The sequence below is a fragment of the Stenotrophomonas sp. YJH_SMC_57 genome, assembly GCF_059369755.1.
Genome location: NZ_JCAFSZ010000004.1, coordinates 226986 through 239499, shown reverse-complemented (window position 1 = coordinate 239499; position 12514 = coordinate 226986). Strand labels below are relative to the sequence as shown.

The 12514-nt window shown below is 67.1% G+C and carries 10 protein-coding genes; 4 read left to right on the top strand and 6 right to left on the bottom strand.

Annotated elements, in window-relative coordinates; all coding sequences use genetic code 11:
* Window positions 1-9: 9 nt before the first annotated feature.
* From AC5P7U_RS06895 to aceB, 3 genes are all read right to left on the bottom strand, one after another.
* Window positions 10-1050, bottom strand: a complete 1041-nt coding sequence (locus tag AC5P7U_RS06895; protein ID WP_004153648.1) for a GGDEF domain-containing protein — start codon at window positions 1048-1050, stop codon at window positions 10-12.
* A 406-nt stretch (window positions 1051-1456) separates the two neighbouring features.
* On the bottom strand, window positions 1457-2758 hold the full coding sequence (gene aceA / locus AC5P7U_RS06890; RefSeq protein ID WP_004153647.1) for an isocitrate lyase: 1302 nt from the start codon (window positions 2756-2758) through the stop codon (window positions 1457-1459).
* Window positions 2759-2824: 66 nt separating this feature from the next.
* Window positions 2825-4447 (bottom strand): malate synthase A, encoded by a 1623-nt coding sequence (gene aceB, locus AC5P7U_RS06885; RefSeq protein ID WP_004153646.1) that lies wholly within the window; start codon window positions 4445-4447, stop codon window positions 2825-2827.
* Window positions 4448-4557: 110 nt separating this feature from the next.
* Between aceB and AC5P7U_RS06880 the strand changes: the two genes are divergently transcribed.
* Both AC5P7U_RS06880 and AC5P7U_RS06875 read left to right on the top strand, forming a co-directional pair.
* Window positions 4558-5526, top strand: coding sequence for a LysR family transcriptional regulator (locus tag AC5P7U_RS06880; RefSeq protein ID WP_004153645.1), 969 nt, complete (start codon window positions 4558-4560; stop codon window positions 5524-5526).
* A 392-nt stretch (window positions 5527-5918) separates the two neighbouring features.
* Window positions 5919-6827, top strand: coding sequence for a LysR family transcriptional regulator (locus AC5P7U_RS06875; protein ID WP_414554868.1), 909 nt, complete (start codon window positions 5919-5921; stop codon window positions 6825-6827).
* Window positions 6828-6927: 100 nt separating this feature from the next.
* Here the strand turns inward: AC5P7U_RS06875 and AC5P7U_RS06870 are convergent, their stop codons facing one another.
* Complete coding sequence (locus AC5P7U_RS06870; protein WP_495220902.1) at window positions 6928-8184, bottom strand: MFS transporter; 1257 nt, start codon at window positions 8182-8184, stop codon at window positions 6928-6930.
* A gap of 124 nt (window positions 8185-8308) precedes the next feature.
* The gene (lepB, locus tag AC5P7U_RS06865) at window positions 8309-8935 is read right to left on the bottom strand and encodes a signal peptidase I (protein WP_495220901.1); all 627 of its coding nucleotides are present in this window, start codon (window positions 8933-8935) and stop codon (window positions 8309-8311) included.
* 182 nt (window positions 8936-9117) lie between these two features.
* Between lepB and AC5P7U_RS06860 the strand changes: the two genes are divergently transcribed.
* Window positions 9118-9519 carry a hypothetical protein gene (locus tag AC5P7U_RS06860; protein WP_004153638.1) on the top strand — a complete coding sequence of 134 codons (402 nt, stop codon included), beginning with the start codon at window positions 9118-9120 and terminating at the stop codon, window positions 9517-9519.
* A gap of 3 nt (window positions 9520-9522) precedes the next feature.
* On the top strand, window positions 9523-9969 hold the full coding sequence (locus AC5P7U_RS06855) for a 3-dehydroquinate dehydratase (protein WP_004153636.1): 447 nt from the start codon (window positions 9523-9525) through the stop codon (window positions 9967-9969).
* A 317-nt stretch (window positions 9970-10286) separates the two neighbouring features.
* On the opposite strand, the gene dcp is transcribed toward AC5P7U_RS06855, so the two are convergent.
* Window positions 10287-12443, bottom strand: a complete 2157-nt coding sequence (gene dcp / locus AC5P7U_RS06850) for a peptidyl-dipeptidase Dcp (protein WP_004153614.1) — start codon at window positions 12441-12443, stop codon at window positions 10287-10289.
* Window positions 12444-12514 lie beyond the last annotated feature (71 nt).

Below are 12514 nucleotides of genomic sequence, written 5' to 3'. Positions count from 1 at the left end.
TGCCTCTCCCTATGGGCCGTCCGGATCATCCACCCAGCGCAGGCAGTTGCCGCCATCGCGCTTGGCCTGGTACAGCGCGCGATCCGCGCTGGCATACCATTCGCTCCAGCCCGCATCCGGCGGCAGCAGGCTGGCGCCGATGCTGACCAGACTCACATGCGGCGTACCGTTGCTGCGTTCCAGCAGGCCATGCACCGCACTCAGAATGAACTCGGCCGCGTGCTGGACGATTTCGTGGTTGCCACGGCGCAGGATCAGGCAGAACTCGTCGCCGCCCAGCCGGCAGGCCAGGTCCTGCTCGCCGGCCATCGAGCGCAGGATGTTGCCCATGCTCTGCAGCACGCGGTCGCCGGCCTGGTGGCCATGGCGGTCATTGATCTGCTTGAAGCGGTCGCAGTCGATCAGCAGCAAGGCCTGCGGCAGCCCTTCCTGCTCGGTGCGGCATTCCTGCAGGTACAGGGTCAGACCGCGGCGGTTGTGCAGCCCGGTCAGCTCATCGGTACGCACCAGCTCGCGCGTATGGGTCAACTGATGGGTGGTGATGTACAGGTTGTCCAGCGCGGTTTCCAGATCATGGTTGCGCCGGCGCAGCTGGCTGATCAGGGCCTGTTCGTTGGTCAGCACGCGCATGATCGTGCGGCGCAGGAAGTAGGCGACCAGGCCGGGATCGGATTCGACCAGGCGATGGAAATCGGACGGGCCCAGTTCCAGCACTTCACAGTCGGCCAGGGCACGGGCGCTGGCACTGCGCAGGTGGTCGCCCACCAGCAGTCCCAGTTCGCCGAAGAACTCATGCTGGCCGAGGGTCTTGATCACCAGGTCTTCGCCGAAGTCCAGTTCGATCTGGCCTTCGAGGATCACATACATGCGTTCGCCACGGTGCCCCCGCTGGAACAGCCACTGTCCGGCATGAAGCTTGCATGGGCGGGCGAATCTGGCGAACAATGCCACCTCGGCATCGGACAGCAGCGCGTGCACGATCTCGGCCATCGCCACCCGGGCGATACCTGACGTCACATCACTGTTCTCGGCCGCACCCCTGCCGGTCATTCCCTGCACCCGCCGCCAGCGTCCCCTGGTGAGCCGCGGAGCATAGCACCGCTTTAAAGTGTGCGCCCTATCTCATTTTGGACCTTCCGGCGCACGTCTCCGATATGAAGATGCGTGGTGGCCCGTTCTGCTCACCGTCACCTGGCCAAAAGTCCTGCCGGATCAATCCGATGGCTGTCTTCACAGGGTTTCGGCCAAGTTGCCGCGCAGGGGGGTGCGCCGGATTGACGCTGCCCGCGTTCACCGCTGTTCCACCGATACAACAACGCCGGCAGGTCCCCCGACCGGCCGGCGTTGTCTGGCCCTTCCCTGGCCACCCTGATCGGATGTCGAGCCCTCGGTAGAGCCGGCCGCTGGCCGGCTTCCCTGCGGTACGTGGTTGCCGGCCAGCGGCCGGCACTACCGATTACGCCGCGCGCTCGCTGCGGCCACCGTGGAACTGCTCTTCCTCGGTCGAGCCGGTCAACGCGGTGGTCGACGACTGGCCCTGCTGGATCGCCTGGGTCACCGCATCGAAGTAGCCGGTGCCGACCTCGCGCTGGTGCTTGACCGCGGTGAAGCCACGCTCGGCCGCTTCGAACTCGGCTTCCTGCAGTTCCACGAAGGCGCTCATCTGTCGACGCGCATAGCCGTGGGCCAGGTTGAACATGCCGTAGTTCAGCGCGTGGAAACCGGCCAGGGTGATGAACTGGAACTTGTAGCCGTAGCTGCCCAGTTCACGCTGGAACTTCGCAATGGTCGCGTCGTCCAGGTTCTTCTTCCAGTTGAAGCTGGGCGAGCAGTTGTAGGCCAGCAGCTTGCCCGGGAACTTCGCATGGATCGCCTCGGCGAACTTGCGTGCGAACTCCAGGTCCGGCTTGCCGGTCTCGCACCACACCAGGTCTGCATAAGGTGCGTAGGCCAGGCCGCGGCTGATCGCCTGGTCCAGGCCATTGCGGGTCTTGTAGAAGCCCTCCACGGTGCGCTCGCCGGTGGCGAACGGCTTGTCGTTGCCGTCGATGTCGCTGGTCAGCAGATCGGCGGCTTCGGCATCGGTGCGCGCCACCAGCAGGGTCGGCACGCCCAGCACGTCGGCGGCCAGGCGCGCGGCGTTCAGCTTTTCAATCGCCTCGCGGGTCGGCACCAGCACCTTGCCGCCCATGTGGCCGCACTTCTTCACCGAGGCCAGCTGGTCTTCGAAGTGCACGCCGGCGGCACCGGCCTCGATCATCGCCTTCATCAGTTCGAAGGCGTTGAGCACGCCGCCGAAACCGGCTTCGGCGTCGGCCACGATCGGCTGCAGGAAGTCGATGTCGTCCTTGCCTTCGGCGTGGTGCAGCTGGTCGGCACGCAGCAGGGTGTTGTTGATGCGCTTGACCACCGCCGGCACCGAATCGGCCGGGTACAGTGACTGGTCCGGGTACATCTGCCCCGCCAGGTTGGCGTCGGCCGCCACCTGCCAGCCGGACAGGTAGATCGCCTTCAGGCCTGCCTTGACCTGCTGCATGGCCTGGTTGCCGGTCAGCGCACCCAGCGCGTTGACGAACTCGCGCTCATGCAGCGACGCCCACAGCTTTTCCGCGCCCAGGCGGGCCAGCGAATGCTCGATGTGCACGGTGCCGCGCAGGCGCACCACGTCGGCGGCGCTGTAGTTGCGCTGGATGCCTTCCCAGCGTGGGTTGGTATCCCAGTCGTGCTGGATCTGTTCGGCAGTGGGCAGCTTGCTCATGTCTTTCTCCAGTTCGGTTGGTGCGTGCAGCGGTGAGGGAAACGTCGGTGGAACGCGGGCGCTCGATCAGTCGATGCGTGCGTAGGCCGGCAGGGTCAGGAAATCGGTCAGTTCATTGCTGCGGCTCAGTTCGGCCAGCAGGGCGATGGCTTCGGTGATGCGCGCGCCACCGGGCAATGCATGGGTATCGCCCAGCCGCGCCGGCAACTGCGCCAGCGTGGCGTCGAGCAGGGCCAGGTCGATGGCGGTGCCGTCGTCCAGCTGCTGGCCCGGTGTGTGCAGCCACTGCCACAGCTGGCTGCGGCTGATCTCGGCGGTGGCCGCGTCCTCCATCAGGTGATGGATCGGCACGCAGCCGTTGCCATCCAGCCATGCGGCCAGGTAGCGCACGCAGACTTCCACGTTGCCTTCGAAACCGGCGCGGGTGATGGTGCCCGGCGGCCGCGCGATCAGTTCGTCGCGGCCGGCACGCACATCCTGGCGCAGCACGCTGTGCTGGTTCGGGGTTGGCATGTGCTCGTCGAAGATCGCCATCGCCACCGGGATCAGCGCCGGGTGCGCGACCCAGGTGCCATCGTGGCCGGCGCTGACTTCGCGCAGCTTGTCGGCGCGCACGCGGGCCATCGCCTGTTCGTTGGCGGCCGCATCGTTGTTGATCGGGATCTGCGCGGCCATGCCGCCCATCGCATGCGCACCGCGGCGATGGCAGGTCTGGATCAGCAGTTCCGAATACGCCTTCAGGAACGGCTGGGTCATGGTCACCTGGCCGCGCTCGGGCAGCACGCGGTCGGCGTGGCGGCGGAAGGTCTTCAGGTACGAGAAGATGTAATCCCAGCGCCCGCAGTTCAGGCCGACGATGCGGTCGCGCAGCGCGTGCAGGATCTCGTCCATCTCGAACACCGCCGGCAGCGTTTCGATCAGTACGGTCACCTTGATCTGGCCGTGCGGCAGGCCCAGCATGCCCTCGATGTGCGACAGCGCGGACTCCCACAGCGCGGCCTCTTCCATGCTCTGCAGCTTGGGCAGGTAGAAGTACGGGCCGCGGTCCTTGGCCTGCAGCGCGCGCGCATTGTGGAACGCGAACACCGCCGCATCGAACAGGCCACCGGCCAGCGGCTGGCCATCGATGGCCACGTGCTTCTCGTCCAGATGCCAGCCACGCGGGCGCACGATCAGCACCGCCTGTTCGTCGTACGGACGCAGGCGGTAGTGCTTTCCATTGGGTGCGGTGTATTCCAGGTCACCACGCACAGCGGCGGCCAGTGACTGCTGCCCGGCCAGCAGGTTGCGCCAGGTCGGCGAGGTCGAATCCTCGAAGTCGGCCATGAACACCTTGGCACCGGAGTTCAGCGCGTTGATGACCATCTTCGGATCGGTCGGGCCGGTGATCTCGACGCGGCGGTCCTGCAACGCGGCCGGCAGCGGGGCGACGGTCCAGTCGCCGCTGCGGATCGCGGCGGTGTCTTCGCGGAAGTCCGGCAGGCCGCCCTGGTCGAAGAACGCCTGGCGTTCTCGGCGCGCCTGCAGCCGCGCCTGCCGGCCCGGTTCCACCGCGCGGTGCAGCGACACCAGCAGGGCCAGCAGCGGCGCCGGCAGCACGGTGTCCTGGCCGGCCACACGGGTCGCCAGGGCGATGCCGGGGGTGGCCTTGGCAGCGGGGGTGGGAACAGCGGAAGCGACGGCGGACATGAGGCGACTCCAGCAGTGGGGGAACGTCTCCAAGGTGCCGCCGGGGCCGAGTATTTGGCAAAACAGTTTTTGCAATGTTCTACATAAACTGTGCTAATACTTGTGACGCAATGACCACACGAACCCCGCCAAGTCCGCGTTTTTCCTACAAATCCGACCGGTTGAAACCGCTGCGCGCGTTCTGCCAGACGGTGCGTCTGGGCTCGGTCTCACGGGCGGCTGAGGCGCTTTTCGTCAGCCAGCCGGCGATCAGCCTGCAGCTGCAGGCCTTGGAACGGGAGCTGGGGGTGCCGCTGTTCGAGCGCAGCGGGCGGCGCCTGGTGCCCAGCCGCGAGGGCCAGCTGCTGTATGAAATGGCGCAGCCACTGGTGGAGAACCTGGACGGGCTGGAGGCGCGCTTCCGCGACAAGGTGCGCGGGCTGGATGCGGGCGAGCTGAATATCGCCGCCAACAGTTCGACCATCCTGTACCTGCTGCCGAAGATCGTCGAACGCTTCCGCATGCACCACCCGGACGTGCGCCTGACCCTGCACAACGCGATCAGCGCCGATGGCACCGACCTGCTGCGCGAGGATGCGGCCGACCTGGCGATCGGTTCGATGACCGATGTGCCGGCCGACCTCAGCTACGCCCCGGCTTACCGCTTCGAACAGGTGCTGATCGCGCCGCATGACCATCCGCTGGCCAGCGGAGGCGAACTGGAGCTGGCCGACATCGCGCGCCATCCGTTGGTGCTGCCACCGAAGCGGCAGATCACCTACCGCTTGGTCGACCAAGTGTTCCAGCGCCACCGCATCGCCTACACGGTGGCACTGGAAGTGGGCGGCTGGGAGGTGATCAAGCAGTACGTGGCAATGGGCATGGGCATTTCCATCGTGCCTGCGCTATGCCTGAACGAAGCCGACCACGAACGGCTGGCAGCGCGGTCGATGAAGCGCTGGTTCCCGGAGCGCAGCTACGGGGTGATCGTGCGACGCGGCAAGGCGTTGTCGGCGCAGGCGCGGGCGTTCATCGAGCTGATCCAGCCGGAGTTGTTCAGTCCGCGCGATTACGACCAGAGCGGGCATTCCGAGCGGTGAGAGGTGCTCGGCAGGGCTGCGCCCTGCACCTGCTTCAAGCCAGGGCAACGTCAAAAGCGGGCTATCCGTAGATGGCGAGGTGGGTCCGGTTGCGGGGGACGCCGTAAACCCCGCTCCGCGGTCCGGCCCAGCCGCTGGCGGCTGTGCGTTCGGGCGCTTGCGAAGCAGTGCTTCGCAAGCAAAGCGCCCTCACCCCTGGGGGCTTGGCCGCGGCATCCATGCCGCGGACACCCCCGCAACCGGACCCACCCCGCCTTCGACAGTTCTCCGCGATCTGTCGGAACGGCAGATTGCTCTGGTGGGTGTCGACCTTGGTCGACACGGGGTCGGATCCCGTTGCTGCGCAACGGGCTCTGACCCCATTTCCGGCTGGCGATGAATACACTGGCCCCATGTCCATCGAACTGCGCCACCTGCGTTACTTCCTCGCCGTTGCCGATACGCTGCACTTCGGCCAGGCGGCGGAGCGGTTGGGCATGTCGCAGCCGCCGCTCAGCCAGCAGATCCGTCAGCTGGAGGAACTGATCGGGGCGCGCCTGTTCGTGCGCAGCCATCGCCGCGTGCAGCTGACGCCCGCCGGGCAGCTGCTGCAGGAACGGGCACGGGCCATCGTGCAGCAGGTGGAAGCAGCGGTGGACGAGGTGCAGCGCGCGCAGCGCGGCGAGCAGGGTGAGCTGCATATCGGGCTGACCCGGGCCACGCCGCTGTCACCGCAGATTCCGCGCTCGATCCTGCACTACCGCCAGCGCTTTCCGCAGGTGCGGTTGCAGTTGAGCGAGATGAACACCCTGCAGCAGATCGATGCGCTGCTCGATGGCAGCCTGGACGTGGGCATCATCCGCAAGCGCACGCTGCCCCCGGAGCTGGTGGCACACAGCCTGTTCGTCGATCCGCTGGCCTTGATCGTGCACGCCGAGCACCCTGCCCTGCGCCGGTTGTCGAAACAGGGCACGCTGGCGCTGCGTGATTTTGCCCAGGAGCCGTTCGTGGCGTTCCGCCGCAGTGCCGGTGCCGGCATCCACGACCACATGATCGCGCTGTGCGCAGCGGCGGGCTTCACCCCGCGCATCGTGCAGGAGGCGGGCGAGGCCTCGACGCTGATCAGCCTGGCCGCGGCCGGCCTGGGCGCGGCGATCCTGCCGTCGTCGTGTGATCACATCCGCGTGGAAGGCGCGCGCTTCGTGGCGCTGGCCGATGCCGGTGCGCATTCGGAAGTGCAGCTGGCATGGCACCGCGAAGGGGTGACGCCGCTGATCCGCAACTTCGCCACGCTGCTGCGCGAGGCGTTCGCCGAAGCCTGATTCCGGTAGATGCCAACCTTGGTTGGCCGCCCTGCCAGAGCGCCGACCAAGGTCGGCATCTACCAGAGCAGCGCCGCGCCCCAGTGAAACGCGCGTTGGATCATGCCGCTACCGGCTGCGGGGCGCGTTGCTGCAGTGCCCAGACAATGCCGCCGCCGATCAGGGTCAGCACGGCAGCGAAGGCGCACACCCCCCGCCACTCCCAGGCCGCGTAGGCCAGGCCGCCCACGCCACCCAGCACGCTCGACCCCAGGTAATAGGCGAACAGGTAAAGCGCGGAGGCCTCGGCGCGCATCGTGCCGGCGCGGCTGCCGACCCAGCTGCTGGCCACCGAATGGCCGCCGAAGAAGCCGAACGTGACCAGCGCGATGCCCAGTGCCATCGTGCTCAGCCACGGCATCGCCAGCAGTGCGATGCCGGCGCCGATCAGTGCGAACGAGATCGACAGGATGCGGCCACGCCCGTAACGCGTGGCCTGCTGGCCCATCCACGCCGAGCTGAAGGTGCCGACCAGATACACACTGAAGATCAGCCCGACCACGGTCTGGCTGAGGTGGTACGGCGGTGCCAGCAGGTGGTAGCCCAGGTAGTTGTAGAGGGTGACGAACACGCCCATCAGCACGAACGAGGTGGCGAACAGCCACGGCAGGCCCGGGTCGGCGAACAGCGTGCGCCAGCGCGACGGCAGTTGGCGCAGGCCGTCGCGGCGGGCCTGGAAATGCCGCGATGGCGGCAGTTGCAGCCACAACAGCACGGTGCTGGCGATGGCAATGATCGAGACCACGCCGATGCCCCAGCGCCAGCCCCAGTGGTCGGCGATGATGCCGGCCAGCAGGCGCCCGCTCATGCCACCGATGGCGTTGCCGCCGATGTACAGGCCCATCGCCAGGCCCAGTGCGCGGCTGTCCATTTCCTCCACCAGGTAGGTCATCGCCACCGCCGGTACGCCGCTCAGCGCCAGGCCGAGCAGGGTGCGCAGCACCAGCAGCGTGGTCCAGTCGTCCACCAGTGCGGTGCACAGCGACAGGATGGCTGACGCGAGCAGCGCGGCGATCATCAACGGGCGGCGGCCGATCGCATCGGACAGCAGCCCGGCCAGCAGCATCGCCACCGCCAGGGTGCCGGTGGTCAGCGACAGCGACATCGCGCTGCCGGCTGCGGACACGCCGAAATGACGACTGAACTCGGGCAGCAGCGGCTGCACCGTATACAGCAGGCCGAAGGTGGAGAAGCCAGCCAGGAACAGCGCCAGCGCGGTACGCCGGAAGGCGGGGGTACCCTGCTGGATGCGGGTCTCGGCAGCAGGGTCGACAGTGTGGGGGCGGCGTTCGACGGCCGCCGCGGTTTCGCCAGTCATGGGATCGATGGGCCGGTGGGGGCGGCCGCGCGTGGGAGGGAACGGGCCCCAGACTAGGCCCGTTGATCCAGTCGATCCATAACCTGATAGATCATGATTGATACACAGGAAGTATCAATTCAGCTTACAGCTGCTGCCATTCGAACCCGTCGCCTCGGCGGTAGTACACCGCCAAGGCGCGGCCATACAGTTTGTCGGCGTCGACAAAGCCGAAGAAGCGGCCGTCAAAGCTGTTGCCGCGGTGATCCCCCAACACCAGCACCTTGCCGGCCGGCACCACCAGATCGGCGATGTCCGGGCCGCCGCCCATGTCCAGATCGAGGCGGGCGCGGCGCTGGCCGAAGGCTTCCACGTCCTGCAGGTCGGCGATCTGCAGCGGCTGGCCGTTGATGCTCAGATGGCCCTCATGCAGCTGCACGTGGTCGCCGGCCACCGCCGCCACGCGCTTGATCAGGCGGGTGCCATCGGCCGGCGAGTCGAACACCGCCACTTCGCCACGCTGCGGGCTGCCGGTCGCCATCAGTTCCTGGCCAGTGAACGGCAGGCGCAGGCCATAGGCGCGCATGTCCACCACCACCCGGTCGCCGGGCTGCAGGGTCGGCTGCATCGAGCCACTGGGCACCACGTAGTGGTTGGCCAGGGTGTCGCGGGCGGCGGCCAGCAGGCCGAGCATCACCAGCAGCGGCAATGCTTCCTTCTTCAGCCAGGTAAGCGCACGTTCGGAAAAGGGAGGGCGGGCAACAGCATCCATGGCAGGCTCCGGGTGGTCGGTAGCGGTATCAGACCACACGCAGGCGTCGCAGGTTCCCGCCAGCACGGGACAGGGGTTACGCAGGTTTTACGCCCCGGCCCGGCGACGGGCATCGCACCTTTACGGCCAGCGCGCGCATCGTGTGCCCACCGCGCCACAGGGCGCATTCCGCAAGGTGTTGTATGACCCTCCTGGTGATCCGCCACGCATCTCCGTCGGCGCCGCGCCCGCAGCTGCCGACGCAGTTGAGCGGCCATCGCGTGCTGTGCAGCGACTGCGCCAGCCTGTCCGAAGTGCGCCAGTGCCTGTGCCAGCCGCAGGCGCGCTCGGCCGACTGGGTGCTGCTGGATGTCGGCACCGCCGACGAGGCGCAGTGGCAGGCCGAAGGTGGCGCGCTGCAGGCGGCACTGGAACGGCTGCCGGCGCAGTACATCGAGCTGCAGGCCCGCAGCGAGCCGGGGCTGGATGCACGCCTGCGGCTGCAGCACGGTCCGGCCGCAGTGGTGGTCGACCAGCGCAGCCAGCAGGCCGGTTATCCGTTGTCGCTGGCCATCGTTGGCCGCCGCCTGGCGCAGGAGGGCTGAGCCATGTCGATCTTCATCATCCGTGGCCCGGAAGCGGCCGGTGCGCTGATCCGTACCGCGATGCCGCTGCCGGCGCCGGTCCTGAAGTCGCTGGTGCATCGCGCCATCGACGCCGGCACCAGCGTGGCGATCCGCGCCTGTGGTTCGGAGCAGGAACTGCTGGACGCGCTGCGCGTGGCCGACCACAGCCGTGGCGAGGTGACCCTGCTCGATCCGGGTGCGTGTGCCAACAGCCTGCGCCTGCAGCGCCTGCTGCCCTACCTGCACAACGCCTACGTGGAAGTGCATGACGACGGTGCGGTGGCCGAACCGTGCCTGCCGGCCGGGGTTGGCCAGCGACTGGGCATCGCCGCCGGCTACGGCGCGCAGAGCTATGTGCTGGCGCTGGACATCGCGCTGGATCACCTGGGGTTGGCCGAACAGGCGAACCGGGTGCATGTAGGGACGTGATGGCCGGCCAGCGGCCGGCACCTGGTAGTGCCGGCCGCTGGCCGGCAACCTCAACAGCGACAGCAAAGGCTGGATTTCCGTGGGATGGCGGGGTGGGTCCGCTTGCGGGGGACGCCGTGAATCCGTCCATGGAGGCTTAGCCGCGCCATCCATGGCGCGGATACCCCCGCAACCGGACCCAGCCCACCTTCGACATATTCCTGCGATCTGCAGTAGATCCACGCCATGCGTGGATGAGCGGTAACTGCAGAATTCATCGATGACATCGACGCAAAAGAAAAACGGCGGGGCTGCCCCCGCCGTTTTCGCTTTCTTACTTACTTCAGCCCGCGGAACTTCAGCAGCGGCTCCACCGACGGGTCCTTGCCGCGGAAATCGCGGTACAGGGTCGACAGCTCCACGCTGTTGCCACGCGAGAGGATCTTGTCGCGGAACTCCTGGCCGTTGGCCGCCGTCAGGCCACCGTGTTCGGTGAACCACTGGTAGGCGTCATGGTCCAGCACTTCCGCCCAGAAGTAGGCGTAGTAACCGGCCGAGTAACCGCCACCCCAGATATGGTCGAAGTAGGTGGTGCGGTAACGCGGCGGCACCTGCGGCAGGTCGACCTTGAACTTCTTCAGCGCGCTGGCTTCAAAGGCGCCCACATCCTGCAGCGGCGCGTCGGCCTTCTGCGTGTGCCAGGCCAGGTCAAGCAGCGCAGCCGACAAGTACTCGGTGGTCGCGTAGCCCTGGTTGAAGCTGCGTGCCTTGAGGATCTTGTCGACCAGTTCCTGCGGCATCGCCTCGCCGGTCTTGTAGTGCTTGGCGTAGTGGGCGAACACCTTCGGGTCCAGCGCCCAGTGCTCGTTGAACTGCGAGGGGAACTCGACGAAGTCGCGCGAGGTGGCGGTGCCGGCGATCGACGGGTACTTCACGTTCGAGAACATGCCGTGCAGTGCATGGCCGAACTCATGGAACATGGTGGTGACGTCGTCGAAGCTGATCAGCGCAGGCTGGCCGGCGGCCGGCTTGGTGAAGTTGCAGACGTTGTAGACCACCGGCTTGGCACCGGTCAGGCCGTCCTGTTCAACGAACACGTCCATCCAGGCGCCGCCGGACTTGCTGTCACGCTTGAAGTAGTCGGTGTAGAACAGGGCCAGCGAGGTACCGTCCTTGTCGAACACTTCGTACACCTTCATGTCCGGGTTGTAGGTCGGAATGTCGGTACGCGGCTTGAAGGTGATGCCGTACAGCTGGGTGGCGGCGTAGAAGACGCCGTTCTGCAGCACGTTGTCCAGTTCGAAGTACGGCTTGATCTGCGACTCGTCCAGATCGTACTTGGCCTTGCGCACCTGCTCGGCGTAGAAGTCCCAGTCGGACGCCGCAACCTGGAAGCCGCCCTTCTGCGCGTCGATCACCTTCTGGATCTCGCCGGCTTCGGCGCGGGCCTTGGCGGTGGCGGCCGGCACGGTGTCGGTCAGCAGCTTCAGCGCGGCGGCCGGGGTCTTGGCCATCTGGTCGCCCAGCTGGTAGTCGGCGAAGGTATCGAAGCCGAGCAGCTTGGCCTTCTGCGCACGCAGCTGGGCCAGGCGCTGCACGGTCTGCCGGGTGTCGTTGGCATCGCCACGCTCGGCGCGGGTCTCCGAAGCCTTCAGCACGGCCGCGCGCTGGTCACGGTCGCTGAGCGAGCCGAGCACCGGCTGCTGGGTGGTGTTCTGCAGCGGCAGCACGAACTTGCCGTCCAGCTTGCGATCCTTGGCGGCGGCGGCCGCGTTGTTGATCGCGTCCTCGTCCAGCCCGGCCAGCTTGGCCTTGTCGTCGACGACCACGGCGGCGGCGGCGGTGGCGGCCACCAGGCGGGTGTGGAACTGGGTGGAGAGCGTGGTCTCTTCCACGTTCAGCTTGCGCAGCGATGCCTTGTCGGCGTCGGACAGCTGCGCACCGGCACGCACCAGGCCGTCGTAGTAGTGCTCGACCAGGCGCTTCTGCACCGGGTCCAGCTCCAGCGTGTCGCGCTGGTCATAGATCGACTTCACACGCGCGAACAGCTTCGGATCGAGGTTGATCTCGTCCTGGTGCGCGGCCAGCTTCGGCGCCACTTCTTCCTGGATCTTCTGGCGCGCGTCGTTGGTATCGGCCTGGACCAGGCCGAAGAAGATGCGCGACACGCGGGTCAGGGTTTCGCCGCTGCGCTCCATCGCCACGATGGTGTTGTCGAAGGTGGCCGGTTCGCTGCTGTCGGCGATCTTGCGCACGTCGGCCAGGTGCTGGCGCATGCCTTCCTCGAAGGCCGGCAGGTAGTCGCTGTCCTTGATCTTGTCGAACTGCGGCGCCTGGAACGGCAGCGTGCTGGCGCTCAGCAGCGGATTGGTGGAGGCTTCGGCCGGCTGCTGGGCCGGGGTCTTCTGGGCTTCGGACACGGGGGTGGACTCCTTGCCGGAACAGGCCGCCAGCGCCAGGCTGATGGCGGCGGCCAGGACTACGGTACGCGACATGTAAAACGCTCCTTGGGCAGACGGTATGGAATACCAGCCCTCCACCCTACTCCTGTCGCGCTCGCCCGGCA